Below are 16,919 nucleotides of genomic sequence, written 5' to 3'. Positions count from 1 at the left end.
CTGATTCAATTTTTTATCGCGAATCAGAGGGTGCTCGCATGCGGGGCGCATTTGTGGATCAGGGTCGACTGTTTTCGTACATCTCGCCCGAAGCGCGGGTGCCGTTGAACCATCCGCTGAGGAAGATTCGGGCGCTGGTCCGTGATGTGCTGAGCGAGTTGAACCGCAGCTTTGGGAAGCTCTATTCGAGCGAAGGGCGCCCCTTGATCCCGCCGGAACAATTGCTGAGCGCGTTGCTGCTGCAGGTGTTCTACGGCATTCGGTCGGAACGACAGCTCATGGAGCAATTGGACTACAATCTCCTGTACCGCTGGTTTGTGGGATTGTCGCCGGACGATCCGGTCTGGAACCCGACCAGCTTACGAAGAACCGTGAGCGGCTGCAGAACGGCGAGGTGTTTACGAAGTTCATGACCAGGCTCTTGAGCCATCCTCAGGTCAAGCCGCTGTTGTCAGACGAGCACTTTTCGGTGGATGGGACGTTGATTGAGGCTTGGGCCTCCCAGAAGAGCTTCCGCCCCAAGGACGGCAGCGATGACGACGACGGCGCGGACTTCCACGGCCAAAAGCGCAAGAATGACACGGAGTCGTCGCCCCGAAGCTGCCAGAAGGCTTTGTTCGGCGCGACGACGACGCGTCATGAAATACAAAATGCCCTGCAACCATTGAGAGCCGCGACGCAGTCTCGTTTTTGCAAATGTGGCGATGGATTGCTTCACGAGCGACGGCCTCGTCAGCTTCTTGAAAGCTTATCCATAGTAGGACCAGCTCAATTGATTTCTTAGACATGAGGCTAGCGTGGACCCGTACAATTTTGATCGATCCAATGTAATATCTTGGCCGCAGGTGCCGCGCGCCGTCTCAGAAGAGCCGCAAGCGGGCCATGCCGGGCAAGAGGGCTTTGACCAGCACTTGGCCGAGGCGGGCCAAGCCCGTGCCGCGATTCCCGAGGATCGGTTCCTGCCCGATGACATTTGTAACTTATATCCGCGTCTATCTGGCCAAGATCGGAGCCTCATCGAGACGGCGATTTGCACTGCCTATGTGAGAGGGGAAGTGGACCTGCGCTCCGGGTACGCGTGTGCCAACACCCTTGCGAGACTGGCGAATAACCTCGGCTCTGAAGGTCGATCGATCGCTTGGCTCAATGACAATCAGTTGCGCGACTACGTAAAGAACTCATTCCCGCGTGGTGCGTATATAGTTCGCGCGTTGGATTACGTTCGAGAGGTCCGTCAGCAGGCCGGCCTTCAGGTTGCCCAGGCGTCAGGAGTCCCTTGCAACCACATCCAGGGACAGCGGGATAACCAATCCGCTCCGTTGGCTTTCGTCCAAGTCGCCTTCGATCCAGAGCAAATTCGTGAGGCGGAGCTTCGGCGAGTGCTAGATCATCCGGATGGTCAATCCACTCCGTCGGCAGTCTCCCTCGCTTCAGGGGAACTTGAACGGCTGGAAAAGGAGTTGCTTGACGAGCTTCACGGCGGACGGGACGATCACCCTGGCCCGTCGTTCTCCGTCGATCCAGAAGAGTTTACTTTCAATCTAGAGCAGTTCTCTCCAGGGGAGCTTCGGCGATTGCTTGATGATCAATCCATACCGTCGCCAGTCCCCGCCGATCCAGAGGACTCGGCTCTAAATTCATGGCAGTCCCCTCCAAACGAGCTTTGGCGACTGCTGAATGATGAACCCGCGCCGTTGGGAGTTGCATCTAGCTCAGGCCCGCTAGATCAGCCGGATTACGAGCCGGGTCCGCTGCCGGCTCTGTCAATGTACCTTCCCCTGGGCTTCCAGCACGGCCCCCAATGGGCGTCGGAAGACTTCATGCAAGGAATGCGCTTGCACAAGCTGCTGCCGAGCGCCTCCCAGCCGGAGACAAATTTTCCTCTCAAGGGCGTGAACTACACGGCCACCTTAGGGCCGCCAGGCCATGAGGATCAGGTTTTTCTGCGCCCAACATGAGCAGCAGATTGCCGTACGGCAAAAAGGACGTACGCGCGAAGCCCGGGGAATGGCCTTAACCGGCTCTCTCCCACCGCAAAGCGGTTTGGAACGTAATGGTACCGGCTCACTTCGAGAGCGGCAGGTGCAGGTACTTCGTGATGAAGGAAGCGAGGAAACCCGCCATTGCCGGAAGGATCATCCACCTCACGCCGCGCGCTTGCATTAGAAGATCATGCATCGCGTTGACCTTGGTTTGTGCGTCGGAGGGCTGCGCGGTGACGTGCTCCAATTTCACTTGCAGACGAATGACACGGTCGCGGGTACCGGTGTCGTTGGTCATTCCGATCACCTTCATTGCAGCGACCGCCTCGACGGTCCTCGAGACTCCGATGAAGAACGAGGTGAAGATCGCCCGCTCGGTCTTGTCCCAAGTCGGATTGCCCGTCGATACCGGGCTTGCCGATGCTCAGGCGCCCCAAGAGCCGGGCCAGTGATAGATCAGTTCCGGCGCGAGGAGATCATCATCATCAGGACGGTCGGTCCCCCAAGTCTTCTTTCTGGCAGATCTGCGCATTCAGGTTGTCCGCGTTCGAAGGTCGGTAAGCGCGCTACCCGCGACGGTGCCGATCGTCTGCGCCGAAAGATCAGCCGCAGTGGGCCGGCTACTTCCTGGTGAGCGGCTCCGTCATCACGATTGTCGCCGGCATGCGCTCCTTCCGAAAGGAGCATGGCCGAGTCTCACCTGGCTCATACAGCGCGGTCTGTAGACAAACCTTGGTATAGGTTTTGCAGCCGGTTCTATATCACCTGTTTACCTCTGTAGAGTTGAGCTACCCGTTGAATTGTCTACTTTCGACGTCGAAGCTGGATCATTTGACAATCGGTGGGTCGGCGAAACCTTAAGCTCACTGGATAGGCTGTTGCGTGCTATGGAGGCACGAGGGACAAAGTTGAATGGAAACACATGAGCCCACTTTCGCCTTAGAGATCCATCAGCACATTGTTTCGTTCCTGCAGAAGCCACATGCAGTGATTTTGGACATTGGCTGCTACGACGGCGCTAACTCGTTACGTTTTCTTCGGCTGTGCCCCGAGGGCTGAGCTCTGCTGCTTCCAGCGGCGCCCGGCCGATTGCTCGCTTTAGAGAAAAACATTGGCGCCTATCTTGAAGGTGCCTCTAATCAAAATCGCGGTCAGCGATCAAAAATGGCATCGCCGAATTTCATGCAAACGACGGAGATGGAGAAGCTCAGGAAGATCAGCCTTTAGATCACCATACGAAGACCGTTGATCGACATTCGAAAGAAATAGAGGCACGTCTGCCTGAGTGGCCGTGGTTTTAGATAGTGGAAAATACAGCACGGCTTCCATTATACACTGAAGTCTGTAATGGGAGCAACTGGCGAACCTTTGCACTTGAGCGCTGCCACTATGAATGGAGCCGGAGGTGCTAGGCGAATGATCTGAATCTGCCGCAAGCCTGTGGCCAATGTTGGTCTGGTCCCGCTGACGCGCGATCCGACGCTCTTCGGAGTTGGAAGTTGAATGCCTGCCTTTGATACCGCTATGTTTTTTCTGGCCGCAACAACGTTTTTTGCGGCCCTTGTAAATGGAGCCATCGGCTACGGCTTTTCGTCACTCACTGTACCCCTTGCGCTGGTTTTCTACACCAATCGCATTCTCAACCCCGCCATCGTCATCATCGAGGTCTTCGTCAACCTCTACGTCCTTTGCATCAATCTGAAGAGCGTGCCGGCGGTTTGGAAACGGGTGTTTCCCATCTTGCTAGGGCTCTTGCCAGGCATTGCGATCGGCGGCTATGCGCTGGCCTCGCTGCAGCCGGGCTGGATTAAATTCGCGACCTATACGATCATTCTGCCCCTGATCCTGCTGCAAGCCGCCGGTTGGCGCCGCCCGATCGAGGCAAGCTGGCTAATCGGCCTGCCATTCGGGTCGATGCTGGGCATCCTCTACTCGGTGACGACCATCTCAGGCCCGCCTTTGGCGATGCTGTTCAACAACCAGGGCCTGGTCAAAAACGAATTTCGCGCCGGCCTAGCCCTGGTTCGCGTGGCGGAATCGAGCGTAACCGCGTTCATCTATTATAAGCTCGGCCTGTTCATTTCCGAAAGCGGCAGCCTGCTTTATGTCTTTGTTCCCAGTGTCGTGCTTGGCATTCCGCTGGGATCTTATGTCATCCGCCGGCTTGATCCGGAGATCTTCCGCCGCATCTGCATGAGTTTTGATGCCTGGGTCGTGGGCTTCGGCCTATCACGGGTGCTAATTGAGCTCGCGCTGATGCGGAGCCCGTGGGCCTATGGCGTGATGGCGGCGACGATCCTGATCGATCTTTGCTTGCTGTACACGTTCTTTACCGCACATAACGGCGGCCCTGGGCGACCGCAGAGACAAGCGGGGCGCGCCGAGCGCGAGGTTAGAGCGAGCTCAAGTTGAATGGATCTGGTATTCTGTCCGCATAACGGAAATGCACACGATCAACCTGGCTGGCGTTCCGTTCCAACGACCCTGGCGCGCCGCCGCGGCGCGCTCGAGCTCTTGGCGACCAAACGGCTGATGTTGATCGGCTGCCGCCTGCACCGTCGATTTAGCGAATCCGCTCCTCGACCTCACTCAATCCACAAGCCGTCCGAATGCATACGTGTACTCGAGTGCCATGCGGCGTGCATGTTCGGTGAGATTGGCGGCGGCGCTGTGTCCCCCATCGATATTCTCATAGTAGAAATAGGGCTGGCCCAGCGCAGCGAGCCAGGCGGCTGCCTTGCGGCCATGCGCCGGATGCACGCTCGTCCTTGGTGGACGTGAGGATGAAGGGAACCGGGTAGTTCCTGTCCGGGACCAGCTTCTGATAGGGCGAGTAGGCCTGGAGCCACTCGCGCTGCTCGGGAATGGCGGGATCGCCGTATTCGCCGGTCCAGGAGGCGCCGGCGCCCAGCTTGGTGAACCGAAGCATGTCGGACAGCGGCACCTGCACGATCGCTGCGTTGAAGAGGTCGGGTCGCTGGGTGATTGCGGTCCCCACCAATAGGCCGCCTTGGCTGCCGCCGACCACCCCCAGCCGCCGCCAGCCGCCGCGGAGGGGTGACCTTCCGGCGGATCAGGTCCTCTGCAACGGCGATGAAATCATCCCATGTTCGCTGCTTCGTTGCCGCCTGGGCGGCCTCGTGCCATTGCGGCCCGAACTCGCCACCGCCGCGCAGGTTCGCGACGACATATGCATTGCCCTGCTCGAGCCAGAGCCGCCCCATAACCCCCGCATAGGACGGCAGGAGCGGCATCTGAAACCCGCCATAGCCATGGAGAAGGGTTGGGGTCGCCCCGTCAAGCTTCGCATTCCTGGGCCGCACCAGAAAGTAGGGAATCCGGGTGCCGTCGCGCGAAGTTGCCTCGAACTGCTCCACGATATGCCTGGACGCGTCGAACTGCGGAGGTGCCGTCTTCAGTAGCTCGAGGCGTTGGCTTGCGGCGTCGAAGCAGTAGAGCGACGTCGGCGTGAGATAGTTGGAGACAGCAAACATCACCTCCTCGGTTTCATCGGAAGCGGCCTGCAGGCTGACGCTCGCATTCTCCGGGAGCGGGATCGGCGTGGCCCGCCAGGCGCCCTGATCGTACTTGTAGACGAACGCCTTGCCCTGAACATTGTCAAGGATCCTCAGGATCAACAGGCTCTTCGTAGCCGCGAAGCCGCCGAGCGCCTGCCGAGGCGCCGGCTGGAAGACGAGCGACGGCCTGGCGCTGAGCGGATCCTGTTTCCATTCGTCCAGGTCATACGAGATCATCGAACCGGCCGCAAAGCGACTGTCGCCGGACGGCGTCCAGTCTTCCTTGAGCGTCACGAGCAGACGGTCACTGGCGATGCCGCCGATGTTCGCCTTCTTTGGCAGGTTGAGCTTGATCGGCCCCTTGGGCCCGAAAAGCACATACTCGTACTCGAACCTGCTGATGGCGCGCATGGCCCCGGTCGCATGGACCTTGCCTTCACTGTCCCGCAGCACGAATGGCCCCGTACTGGCATCGGTCGGTTCGCCGCGGAAGACCTCGCGCGCTTGAACGAGCGGCTGAGCGCGCTTGAGCTCTTTCACGACAAAAGGATAGCCGGCCTTCGTCATGGTCCCTTCGCCCCAAAACCTCACGATCGACAAGTCTCAGCTATTCGCAAGAAGTTCATCAGCAGCACGTGCCCTTGTTGAGTGAGGATCGATTCCGGGCGGAACTGCACGCCATAGGTCGGGTGAGAGTGATGGGCGAGGGCCATGATGTCGCCTTCGTCCGAACGCGCTGTCACTGCGAGTTGCGGTGCGCATGAGCCGTCGAGGTCAACAACAAGAGAATGGTAGCGGCCAACGCAAAGTGGGGACGAAAGGTCCTCGAACAGTCCGCGGCCGTCATGGGTGACGTATGACGAGCGGCCGTGCATCGGACGACGTGCACGCGCCACGCGTCCACCGAACGCGCTCCCAATGCACTGGTGTCCAAGGCAGATCCCGAGAATTGGGACGTGACCTGACAGTTCGTGGACGACGGCTATCGATATGCCGGCGTGAAGGGGGGGCCGGGACCGGGGAGATCACCACGGCGCGCGGCTTGAGGCCGGCAAGATCGCTGACGCTAACGGCATCGTTCCGGATCACTGCCGTCGCTGCGCCCAGCTTGCGGAAATAGCGGGCAATGTTGAAGACAAAAGAATCGTAGTTGTCGATGATGACAATCAAAACGCACCAGATGTGTCAGCACGAAACGCATCGAAGATTCGTTGCGCCTTGGCGAGCGTCTCCTCATATTCGGCCCCTGGGTCCGACATCGCCGTGATCCCGCTCCCTGCAAGAAACACAGCCAAGTCATCGTCGAATGTGACCGTCCGGATCGCAATGTTCGTGTCCATGTGCCCGTTGAAGCCGATAAAGCTGATCGCCCCGCAATAGATCTCTCGCGCCACCCGCTCGATCTCTGCGATGATTTCCATCGCGCGCACCTTCGGTGCCCCGGTGATGGAGCCGCCGGGAAAGCACGCGCGCAACAGGGTGACGGCGTCTTCATCTCCTGCAAGTTCACCCGTCACGGTCGAGACGAGGTGGTGCACGGAGGCATAGGATTCCAGGGCACAAAGTGCTGGAACCTCAACCGACTGTGGCGTGCAAACGCGTGACAGATCGTTGCGCAGGAGGTCGACGATCATGGTGTTCTCGGCACGGTCCTTTTCGGACGCGAGGAGGAGTTCAGCGCGGCACCGGTCGTCCCTCAAATCAGGGGACCGCGCGATCGTGCCCTTGATGGGGCGCGTTTCGACCTGCCGTCCGTCAAGCTTGAGGAATCGTTCCGGCGAACTCGAGGCAATGGTCAGCCCGCCGTAGCGCAGCAGGGCCGCAAACGGGGCCGGGTTCAATGACCGCAGCCGGCAGTAGAAGGTGAGCGGATCAAATGAGCTCGGCAGGCGGGCGCTGAAGCGCTGCGCAAGGTTGGCTTGGAAGATGTCGCCCGCCAGAATGAGGTCGATGACGCGTTGCACCGCCGCCATGTAGCCCTCAGGGGTGAAGTTCGACTGCCATGCGCCCGCTCGGCCGGGCGAGCCGTTCCGCGGCGTCTTGGGGGCGGCGAGCCGCGCGGCAAACTCATCGGCCCGCCGGCGTGCGCGCGCGTCGTCGCCCGGGATCCTGCTCCGGCCATCCGGTCGAGACGATCCAGCATCTGTCGTCACGGTGGTCGAAGCTGACGACCACGTCATAGAAATGCAAAATGGATTGCGGCAGCCCCTGACCGGGCACTGCTGGCGCGGACAGTCGCTCCAGCGTCCTGTTCAGATCGTAAGCCAGAAAGCCGGCTGCACCTCCCTGGAAGGGCGGCAGATCGGGACGAGGCTCTTCCCGGTACTTGGCAAGCAGGCGGCGAAGAGCTCGCCACGGATCGCCCGCGAGAGCCTCTCCATTGCAACTCGCCTGTCCGTCCGCGACCATATAGGTGCTGAATGGCTCGCAGGTCAGATAGGAATAACGGCCAAGCAATTCATGCCGTGCCGCGCTATCGAGAAACGTCAGGTGCGGTCGATGCGCGAGACAGTGTATCGCTGTGACAGGCTCAATCCATTGCAGTTCGCGGACATGCATCGGCTTTTCAGTCACCGACAACTAGCGTGCTGGTCAGACGCGCTCCGATTGCGAAGCCTACGCCGATGCGAGCGACGCTCGTCTGGGACCTGCAAGCTCTTGAGACCGATAGCCAATGCTAACCCCCGCCAGTTGACCCGAACTGCCCACTCACTTGGCTTATCGCTGCCGTCGAGGTGAACCGCACATCTGCGGATACATTGTAGTCGGCCGCGAACCGCAACTCCCGGAGCGGGCGGACCCGCCTGATCGATTCCTCGTAGAGAGCGTGCGCTTTGTACGCTGCGAGCTCCGTCTCGCTCTCGAACTCACCATAGACCACCACGTCGATCTCGTTGCCGAGCTGGTCGGTCTTGCGATTGCGCGCAATCTCGAGCCGGCGCGCATGCGGGATTGTGGTGAGAACCGATAGGCGCTCGATGATCTGGTCGATGTGGGCCTGATCTGTGGCGGTGAACAAGACGATGTGACGAATCATGGATAGCCGTAAGCTCATGTCGCAAGAACTTCGCATAACTAGCTTGCGATCGAGCCCGCTGCAATGCTGCAGCTGCGCTGAATCGCCCGGCAAGATGGTCGGTGGCTTGACGCTCTTGCGCTTCGCCCGCCCTCTGCAACGGGATCTTGCCAGATCTCATTCGTGGTCAGGACGCGGGAAGGGCAAGGCGCTCTATCGTTTGAATGTGGCGCGCCAGCAGACTGCAGACTTGATCGATGTTGCGCGCGGCACGGCTTGCAGAATCAGGCGGTGATCCTGATTGGGCCGCGGTCGCCAGCCGCTACTTCGCGCCATTGCGAACGCGAGGCGTGAATTTGCACGCTGTAGTGCGTCGAGGCTCGCCAGCAGGCGCGGCAACGCGCAGGGCGCCGCCAGCGCGTGGTGAAAGGCGCGGTCGGCTATTTCAAACTCCTGAATGGTCTGGGGGCGCAGTCTCGGTCAATCACGGCGAGGTCGATCCGTGCCAAATGGGTAGCGGTGAGCATTGGCGCAACGCGACCACTTCGGGCGCGGCGCGCATCTCGGCGATCTCGTTCACGGGAACTGGTATCAAGCGGGGCACCGCGCACACGCGACGACAAGATGTTGGGCCTGAAGTTGCCGAAAGGCCTCGCGCACGGGAACGTAGCTGGAGTTAAATTCCCGCGCGATATCCTGCCGGAGTGGGGCGTCTGGCCGCAGGCGTCGCTGACAATGCGCTCAGCGATTGACTCCGCAACGCGCCGCGCAATCGACGTAAATGAGCATTCGAATGTCGTCATTCAGGCGAGCGGCCGAATATGTGCGATGACTCGGCGTCGAAATCGTAAGAGAGCCCCTAACGTTGCAGAATTTCTCCAATCTCTGGCGAGTTTTCGCGGTCTTTAGGCGTTGAGAGGGCTTTACATTTTCTCGTGAGCGCCAGCAGGGCGGCGACAATCCTGCAGCCGCTCGGAGCTTCCCCAAGATCATCTCCTTGAGCGGTCAACTAGCATCGCGTCAGCTATTATCGATAATCGCCAAGGATATCTATGATCGGTTCGAGGGTGCGGGAGCAAGTCTTATGGTTGCTGGTGTGAGAGTCGAACGGAATGACAGCGGCAAGAGCGCGCCGGTCCGCAGTGACTGGACCCGCGTGAAGGCCGAAGCGCTCTATGGCATGTTGTTTGCTGACCTGATGTGTCAGGCGCAGAGCGTTCGTCGCGACAACTTCGATCTAAACCACGTCGACACCGCAAGCCTATTCAGCATCAAGGCCGGCGCCTCTCGGGAAGGCCGGGGCTACTGCTCGCAGAGCACGCATTACGACACTTGGCTGAAAGCCAGCCGCCTGGCGTATCGCGCCGATGTGTTCGCCGCCGCGCAGCGCGCCAACGGCGCCGGCGCAACCCAGCTTCTTTATGACCCCACTGGTGCAATCCGACAGACCGCGATATCGATCAGGTCTGCGACATGATCGCGCAGTCAAGGGCCTTGGCCCGGCTCGGCATCACGTCCGCACCTTGCGTAGGTCAACAGCGCAGCGAGCGCGTTCCGCGCAACTCCAGCTTAGGTGAGAAATGCAGGTTACTTTGATGAAAGGCAGAATCGATCGTGCCTCTGTCACCGAAGCCGATTTGCACTCTGAGGGCTCGATATTAATCGATCGTGCGCTGCTGGACGCGGCAGGTTTCCTGATCAACGAACGCGTCCAAATCTACAACATCGAAACCGGAGCGCGCTTCGCCACACCTATGTCATCGAAGCGCCCCGCTGGTCGGGCACGATAGACTTGAACGGTGCGGCCGCGCGACTTGCAATGACCGGAGACAAAATTACGATCGTTGCATATGCCTCGTTTGATGAGGCGGAAGCTAAAATCTTTAAACCCCGCGTTGTGCTGGTTGACCGAGAAAATCGCATCCCGCCGGATTGAAAGCTGCGACACCAACATTGGAGCTCTTGTCCTTCAGCGGAGAATGAATTGTGCGCGATGGCTCGATCTTCGGAGTGAAGCATGAACAACGCGGCCAAGATTGCCGGCTATGTCGCGGCCTTGCACGCTCCGAAACAAGACGACCGGCTGCGCGGCCTCAAGCCACGCGCGCGGATCGATTTCGTGTCGAACGATTATCTGGCGCTGGCGAGCGCGCCGCGGATGAAGAAGGCTGTCTTAGCCGCGCTTGAGGCCGGGACACCGATCGGCGCCGGCGGGTCGCGGCTTCTGCGCGGCAATTGCGAGGAGCACGAACGTCTCGAAGCAGAGGCTGCCAGGTTCTTTGGGGCGGAGACGGCGCTCTTTTTTTGGCGGCGGTTATGTCGCAAACTTTGCTGTCCTGACAACGCTGCCGCAGCGGGGCGATTTGCTAGTGCTCGATTCGCTCGTGCATGCGAGTATTCATGAAGGTGCGCGAGCCGGCCGGGCTGACTTTCGGATCAGCGCCCATAACGATCCCTAGTCGGTCGAAGACACCATTCGTGACTGGCGGAACGGGGCGCGTCTGGATCGTGGCCGAGAGTCTCTACAGCATGGATGGCGATCTTGCGCCGCTGAGGGAGCTGGTCGCGCTCGCGGAGCGATGCGAAGCATTCCTGATCGTGAATGAGGCTCATGCGACAGGCGTTTATGGCGAGCAGGGACGGGGGCTCACCGCGCTTATGAGGGGCGAGAAAATCTCTTGATGGTCCACACCTGCGGGAAAGCGCTAGGCGCTGCCGGCGCGCTCGTCACTGCCACAGGCGTGCTGCGCGACTTCATGGTCAATCGCTGTCGTCCATTTACCGTCACCGTTGACGGCTGTCGCCGTGCGCGAGGCACTCTTGATCCTGGGAGAGGAACCCAAACGTCAGCAGCGTCTGGCTCAGCTGGTCGCGTTCACGCATCGGGAGATAGCCGTGCGCGGCCGTTCGAGTCCTTCGAATTCACAAATCGTTCCGTACATTGTCGGCGACAATGCGCGCGCGATGCGGCTCGCATCGGCGATGCAGGCGCGGGGCTTCGACATTCGCGGAATCCGGCCGCCAACCATGCCGGCGGGCACGGCACGTTGCGAATTTCACTCAGCTTAACGTCACCGAAGATGATGTATCCGAAATGCTTGATGCGTTGATCGAAGAGACGTGCGGCGAATCGCGATGACTGAGCCGATCGTGGTAACGGGCACAGATACCGGAATTGGGAAATCAGTCATTTCCGCAGGCCTCGCAAATCTCCTCGGCGCGAACTATTGGAAACCAATTCAGGCCGGCCTCGAAGGACAGACCGATAGCGAGCTCGTCGCGCGGCTGGGCAGTCTCTCACCCGATCGGATCGTGCCGGAGCTTTATCGCCTTCGAACGCCCGCTTCGCCCCATTATTCCGCCCAAATAGACGGAGTTCGCATCGATGTCGATGGGATTGATGTGCCGGACAGCAGGGAGCGCCCGCTCGTGATCGAGGGCGCCGGCGGGCTCGTGGTCCCCCTGAGTGGCGACATACTTTTTATCGACGTCTTCGAGCGCTGGCAGCTTCCCGTCGTGCTCTGCGCAAGCACGCGACTTGGCACCATCAATCACGCACTGCTGTCGATAGAGGCTCTGCGAAAGCGCCAGATCCGCATTCTCGGAATTGCATTCATTGGCGAACGAAATCTCGAGCCTGAGAGGGCAATTTGCGAAATCGGGCGCGTGCGTTGGTTGGGGCGATTGCCTTGGCTTTCTCCCCTCACGGCAAACACGCTGCAGGCGGCCTTCAAAGACTCGTTTGTCCCTAAGGATTTCAAACCATGATCTGGGCCAAGATCGCCGATTGGCATCGCTCACGCAACACGCGCTTCAATGTGAGATGAAAGGTCGGGGCGGTGACGGCGCTTATCTCCACGGCCTCGATGGTCGCCGTATAGGTCTTCTGCTGCGATTGTGGCTCACTCAGTGTTGAAGTGGTGAAAATGGCGCTCGGCCATGGGCATGACGTCAGCAAGCAGCGAATACGCATTGTCGTGATGCAACATTCCTGCGACCGCGATACGGTTGGCGCGACGTCGGCAGGTGCCAGAAGCGCGTTCAACGCGCGTACTGGGCCCCCACTGTTCTATGTTACTTCAACTCCGTTCGTTGCGATAGGTCGTGTGCGGTGGACACTCGATGATTACGCATGAGCAGCGCTCTGGAGTCCGCTTGATGATACGTTCTAGAACCGCTCACCCTAGACGAGGAGCGGTTGTCAATCGCCGGCCCTGGAGCCCTTCTTCTTTGAAATCAGATCGAAAAATTGGATAGGTGACCGAGAATGGGCGAATGACGTAGTGTCTGTGTGAGAATCCGCTCCATGCGTTTGCGCGTTGAAACCTTGAATCCTGCAACTCAATCGGCGTGTCTTGCTGGATGCAGAAAAAAGGCCGCGCGAACGTTACGCGCGGCCAAGTCAGAGGGAGGAAACGCCCCAAGGGGCCGCTGAAGGAGCATCGAGATGAGTGGATCGACTACTCACCGAGACTCCAAGCTTGTGAGCACATAGATCAATGTGGGGAGATACTTCGTGGTGGTCTATACGCGCGAACAAATGATCGGATAAGCGACTTCTTGCGCCGTTTGGCGGTGATTTTTGCGTATGTATCGCATCTTTTGTGCAAAGATCATCAGTTGCACGCAGTGCCCCAGCCCAATTGGTGAGGTCACGGTGCCCCTTGGTTGTGCAGCCGGAACGTCAATTGACCGATACGCAGTGCGACCGTTCAAAATCCGGAGACGACGGAGTGAACAGTCCGCCGTGAGGGCGACGAGATCGGCGCTATAGCTTTCAGGCAAGAGCCTGGAAGGCGATGTAGCAGTCTGAACGGGTGGTTTTACCACCAGGTCATCGGCAGATTGCTTCAGGGACGCAACTTCGCTGCTGGAGAAAATTGAGCGCCCGAGATCGACCAAGGTTGTGCGGTGGCTTAGGATCGGCATAACTGGCGTCCGCGATGCCCAGAGCGTCGCGAGATGACGGCAGTGTTGCTTCCCCACCGCAAGGATCGCTTTCGTCCTCGCACGGCCAATCTCGTCTGAATCCAAGGAGAAACTTTGTCGTTGCGCCGCAATCTGCATCCGGGGGCGCTTTGTAAGGAGTACGAGCAATTCCGGAGCAGCGATCCCGCGACGGCGGCATCCACAAGATTGAAGATCGAACGCCGACGCGCGGAACTCAATGGGGCGATCGGCCGCACGATGAGAAGGCGCTAGTTGCCTCTGTTTCCCACAAGCGGGGGAACGCCGCACGGGTGATTTTCGATAGTTGACGGAACGGTCCTCTTGCAGATAATCGGATCTGTCGAGGTGCTCCGGATTGATCCGGAGCTAAGAGGGAAGCCGGTGTGATGCCGGCGCTGCCCCCGCAACTGTAGGCGGCGAGCCGCTGTCCAATACAAGTCACTGAAGCCACGCGACTTCGGGAAGGCCGGACAGTAGCGACGACCCGCGAGCCAGGAGACCTGCCCCGACAGCATATTCGTCCACGGGCGGGGTGTCCCGGTGGTGCGCCAAGCAGTTGCCGCCGCGGTGGCTTTTTCTGCACGCGTCCGCCACAGCCTTTGCCCCAACATGGGGTTAAAGCTATGTCTCTTCTCTCGATTCCGGTTGCTACTCTCGGCACGCCGCGCATCGGCCCGCGCCGCGAACTGAAACTCGCGCTCGAGAGCTATTGGGCCGGTAAGTCTAACGAAACGCAGCTTCTTGAGACTGCGGCTGCGCTTCGCGTCGCTAACTGGGCGCGGCAGAAATCGCTAGGCGCAACCGTTGTTCCTTCAAATGACTTCTCGCTTTATGACCATGTGCTCGATACCAGCGTGATGGTCGGTGCCATTCCGGAAATTTATGGTTGGTCCGCGGGCCCTGTTTCGCTCGAGACCTACTTTGCGATGGCCCGCGGCGCACAGCGCGACGACCATAATGCCAACTGCGCTCACGCCGAGCAGGGCGCGGCAGCACAGGAGATGACCAAATGGTTCGACACCAACCATCACTACATGGTGCCGGAATTTCATGAACACCAGATCTTCATGCTTTCCTCTCGTAAGCCGATCGAGGAGTATAAAGAGGCGAAAAGCCTGGGCCACCAGACGCGTCCAGTGCTGGTTGGTCCGGTCACCTTTCTGAAGCTCGGCAAGAGCGCTGATCCGGCATTCGACCCACTGTTGCTGCTTGATAGCCTGCTGCCGGTCTATGTCGACGTTCTCCGCGAACTGGCCCTAAGCGGCGCCGACTGGGTTCAACTGGACGAGCCATGTCTTGTTCTGGACCTCGATGATGCTACACGCGACGCGTTGCGCCGGACCTACGCCCACCTGGCCAAGCAAGTTCCCGATCTCAAGATCGTGCTCGTTACCTATTTCGGAACGATTGGCGAGGATCTGGAAACCGCTTTGAGGTTGCCGGTCGCGGGCCTTCACATCGACCTGGTCCGCGCCCCGGAGCAGTTGAACGCGATTGTCGCCGCCGCTCGACAGGATCTTGTCATCTCTCTCGGCGTAGTCGATGGCCGCAATGTCTGGCGTTCGAACCTTCCAGCGGTGCTTGACCGGCTCGAACCTGCCATCGCAAAGCTCGGCAGCGATCGCGTGCAGATTGCACCGTCATGCTCGCTGCCTCATATCCCGATCGACCTCGAACTCGAGACCGACCTCGATCCGAACGTCAAAAAGTGGCTTGCATTCTCCGTCCAGAAGATCGGAGAGCTCTCAACGCTCGGGCGCGTGCTGGCTCTGGGCCGGGAGGACGCCGCGGATGTACTTGCGGACTGGGAAGGCGCGGCTGTCGCGCGTGAAACATCGCCCAACGCTCACAATGCGAAGGTCGCCAAGCGAATGGCTGCAATTGATGAGAGCAGCGGGCGACGCCGCAGCGCTTTCGCCCGGCGCGCCGAGGTTCAGCGCGCGCGGTTCGGATTGCCAACATTTCCCACAACAACGATCGGATCATTCCCCCAGACGGCAGAAGTGCGCAATGCCCGCGCCGCTCATGCACGGGGAACGATGAGCGATGCACAATACGAGCAGTTTCTCATGGAGGAGACGGCACGCGCGGTGCGCTGGCAGGAAGACATCGGTCTTGACGTTCTCGTGCATGGCGAGTTCGAGCGCAATGACATGGTGCAGTATTTCGGCGAGCAGCTGTCCGGCTTCGCCTTCGCTAAGCATGGTTGGGTTCAGTCCTATGGCTCGCGCTACGTCCGGCCACCCATCCTGTTTGGCGACGTCTCTCGGAGGAAGCCGATGACCCTGCGGTGGTGGGGCCACGCGCAGTCGCTGACCAAGAAGCCACTGAAGGCGATCTTGACAGGACCGGTGACAATCCTGAACTGGTCGTTCGTCCGCGATGATATTCCGCGGAGCGAAGCTTGCCGTCAGATCGCGCTAGCGATCCGCGATGAAGTGATCGACCTCGAGAAGTCTGGCGCGATGATGATCCAGATTGACGAGGCCGCGCTTCGAGAAGGATTGCCGCTGCGTAAGTCACAATGGAAGACCTACCTCGGCTGGGCCGTAGACAGCTTCCGCATTTGCTCATCGGGCGTGGCCGACGAGACCCAGATCCACACCCATATGTGTTATTCCGAGTTCAACGACATCATTGATGCGATCGCGGCGCTGGACGCCGACGTCATCTCGATCGAGACGTCGCGGTCAAAGATGCAACTACTGGACGCCTTCAAAAGCTACAAATATCCTAATGAAATCGGACCGGGGGTTTACGACATCCACTCGCCGCGCGTGCCGGATGCGGCCGAGATGAAAAATCTCATTGCGCTAGCGCGGCATCACCTTTCAGATGCGCAGCTCTGGGTCAATCCCGATTGCGGCCTGAAAACCCGCCGATGGGAGGAGGTGTGTCCCGCGCTCATTAATATGGTCGCCGCTGCTCGTGAATTGCGGGCGGCGTCCTGATCCCGGGGCAATGTCCCATCGCGGCTTTTTTATAGGGAGCACGCATGCATTTCTGCGCCAAAATGCACCCCGCTTTGAAGGAGGAGCCCTGTTATATCGACGCGCATCCCGGAGGATTCGTACCCACTTGCTTGGCTAACTGAAATCAAGCCGGAGGGCGCCATCTAGCCTCGTATCGCGGGCGGGACGATCTTCCTCGGTTGGCCGTGACAGGGCACCGTTCGCGTGAAGATCGCTGCGCCGATCGCCATGTGCCGTTGTCGAAAGGCGTCGCGAGGGATCGCCAGGTGCATCGCGCTGCGATCACGGCTCTCGCCGCGAGCTTCCGTAGCTAGCGTCCCGTCCAGGTGGGCATGTCTGACCGCCACGAACTCGGGATTGGGCAAATTGGGCAGAAGGTCCCAATCCCAAAGAACCAGATCTTATTGCTGATCAAACCGCTAGCAAAGAAACATCCGTAGCGGGAGCGTCCTGGTCGTCATACGTTTCCAAAGCTGTTGCG

10 protein-coding genes, 6 pseudogenes and 1 riboswitch are annotated in these 16,919 nt (G+C 59.6%); of the genes and pseudogenes, 8 read left to right on the top strand and 8 right to left on the bottom strand.

Going from position 1 to position 16,919, the window contains the following annotated elements; genetic code table 11:
- Window positions 1-38: 38 nt before the first annotated feature.
- Window positions 39-547, top strand: a pseudogene (locus I6F35_RS22115) (transposase); the annotation flags it as partial.
- Here the strand turns inward: I6F35_RS22115 and I6F35_RS22110 are convergent.
- Window positions 452-718, bottom strand: coding sequence for a hypothetical protein (locus I6F35_RS22110; RefSeq protein WP_225119827.1), 267 nt, complete (start codon window positions 716-718; stop codon window positions 452-454). The pseudogene I6F35_RS22115 and the gene I6F35_RS22110 sit on opposite strands and share 96 nt — an antisense overlap.
- A gap of 79 nt (window positions 719-797) precedes the next feature.
- Here I6F35_RS22110 and I6F35_RS22105 point away from each other — a divergent pair, with 79 nt between their 5' ends.
- Window positions 798-1,958, top strand: coding sequence for a hypothetical protein (locus tag I6F35_RS22105; RefSeq protein ID WP_225119772.1), 1,161 nt, complete (start codon window positions 798-800; stop codon window positions 1,956-1,958).
- Between the two features lie 106 nt (window positions 1,959-2,064).
- Here the strand turns inward: I6F35_RS22105 and I6F35_RS22100 are convergent, their stop codons facing one another.
- Window positions 2,065-2,280: a hypothetical protein gene (locus tag I6F35_RS22100; RefSeq protein ID WP_208829570.1), complete on the bottom strand. Its 216-nt coding sequence runs from the start codon at window positions 2,278-2,280 to the stop codon at window positions 2,065-2,067.
- Between the two features lie 1,205 nt (window positions 2,281-3,485).
- Between I6F35_RS22100 and I6F35_RS22095 the strand changes: the two genes are divergently transcribed.
- Window positions 3,486-4,394 (top strand): sulfite exporter TauE/SafE family protein, encoded by a 909-nt coding sequence (locus I6F35_RS22095; RefSeq protein ID WP_225119771.1) that lies wholly within the window; start codon window positions 3,486-3,488, stop codon window positions 4,392-4,394.
- Between the two features lie 277 nt (window positions 4,395-4,671).
- Here I6F35_RS22095 and I6F35_RS40230 read toward each other — a convergent pair whose 3' ends face one another.
- The 6 genes and pseudogenes from I6F35_RS40230 to I6F35_RS22070 form a co-directional block, all read right to left on the bottom strand.
- Window positions 4,672-4,980, bottom strand: a complete 309-nt coding sequence (locus I6F35_RS40230; RefSeq protein ID WP_346283193.1) for a prolyl oligopeptidase family serine peptidase — start codon at window positions 4,978-4,980, stop codon at window positions 4,672-4,674.
- A gap of 112 nt (window positions 4,981-5,092) precedes the next feature.
- Window positions 5,093-5,737 (bottom strand): annotated as a pseudogene (locus I6F35_RS40225) (S9 family peptidase); the annotation flags it as partial.
- Between the two features lie 350 nt (window positions 5,738-6,087).
- Window positions 6,088-6,670 (bottom strand): annotated as a pseudogene (locus tag I6F35_RS22085) (aminodeoxychorismate/anthranilate synthase component II).
- Window positions 6,667-8,059 (bottom strand): annotated as a pseudogene (gene pabB, locus I6F35_RS22080) (aminodeoxychorismate synthase component I). Before pabB ends, I6F35_RS22085 begins: the two co-directional pseudogenes overlap by 4 nt.
- A gap of 118 nt (window positions 8,060-8,177) precedes the next feature.
- Window positions 8,178-8,537, bottom strand: coding sequence for a Dabb family protein (locus tag I6F35_RS22075; RefSeq protein ID WP_225119770.1), 360 nt, complete (start codon window positions 8,535-8,537; stop codon window positions 8,178-8,180).
- A gap of 192 nt (window positions 8,538-8,729) precedes the next feature.
- A complete protein-coding gene (locus I6F35_RS22070; RefSeq protein WP_249792670.1) occupies window positions 8,730-8,933 on the bottom strand; it encodes a hypothetical protein in 204 nt (67 codons plus the stop codon).
- Between the two features lie 667 nt (window positions 8,934-9,600).
- On the opposite strand from I6F35_RS22070, the gene I6F35_RS22060 reads away from it, so the two are divergent.
- From I6F35_RS22060 to metE, 5 genes and pseudogenes are all read left to right on the top strand, one after another.
- On the top strand, window positions 9,601-9,993 hold the full coding sequence (locus tag I6F35_RS22060; protein ID WP_225119769.1) for a hypothetical protein: 393 nt from the start codon (window positions 9,601-9,603) through the stop codon (window positions 9,991-9,993).
- A 103-nt stretch (window positions 9,994-10,096) separates the two neighbouring features.
- Window positions 10,097-10,452, top strand: a pseudogene (gene panD / locus I6F35_RS22055) (aspartate 1-decarboxylase).
- Window positions 10,453-10,533: 81 nt separating this feature from the next.
- A pseudogene (locus tag I6F35_RS22050) lies at window positions 10,534-11,655 on the top strand (8-amino-7-oxononanoate synthase).
- Window positions 11,652-12,284, top strand: coding sequence for a dethiobiotin synthase (gene bioD, locus I6F35_RS22045; protein ID WP_225119768.1), 633 nt, complete (start codon window positions 11,652-11,654; stop codon window positions 12,282-12,284). Before I6F35_RS22050 ends, bioD begins: the two are co-directional and overlap by 4 nt.
- A gap of 1,508 nt (window positions 12,285-13,792) precedes the next feature.
- A riboswitch (cobalamin riboswitch) is annotated at window positions 13,793-13,989 on the top strand.
- Between the two features lie 100 nt (window positions 13,990-14,089).
- Complete coding sequence (gene metE / locus I6F35_RS22040) at window positions 14,090-16,417, top strand: 5-methyltetrahydropteroyltriglutamate--homocysteine S-methyltransferase (protein WP_225119767.1); 2,328 nt, start codon at window positions 14,090-14,092, stop codon at window positions 16,415-16,417.
- Window positions 16,418-16,919: the final 502 nt, after the last annotated feature.

The sequence above is a fragment of the Bradyrhizobium sp. BRP22 genome, assembly GCF_020194175.1.
Taxonomy (GTDB): Bacteria; Pseudomonadota; Alphaproteobacteria; order Rhizobiales; family Xanthobacteraceae; genus Bradyrhizobium.
This window is presented reverse-complemented; position numbering and strand designations above follow the sequence as displayed.

Coding starts and splice junctions, on each gene's coding strand:
- I6F35_RS22100 (WP_208829570.1), bottom strand. CDS start 2,280: ATGACCAACGACACCGGTACCCGCGACCGTGTCATTCGTCTGCAAGTG.
- I6F35_RS22095 (WP_225119771.1), top strand. CDS start 3,486: ATGCCTGCCTTTGATACCGCTATGTTTTTTCTGGCCGCAACAACGTTT.
- I6F35_RS22075 (WP_225119770.1), bottom strand. CDS start 8,537: ATGATTCGTCACATCGTCTTGTTCACCGCCACAGATCAGGCCCACATC.
- I6F35_RS22060 (WP_225119769.1), top strand. CDS start 9,601: ATGGTTGCTGGTGTGAGAGTCGAACGGAATGACAGCGGCAAGAGCGCG.
- bioD (WP_225119768.1), top strand. CDS start 11,652: ATGACTGAGCCGATCGTGGTAACGGGCACAGATACCGGAATTGGGAAA.
- metE (WP_225119767.1), top strand. CDS start 14,090: ATGTCTCTTCTCTCGATTCCGGTTGCTACTCTCGGCACGCCGCGCATC.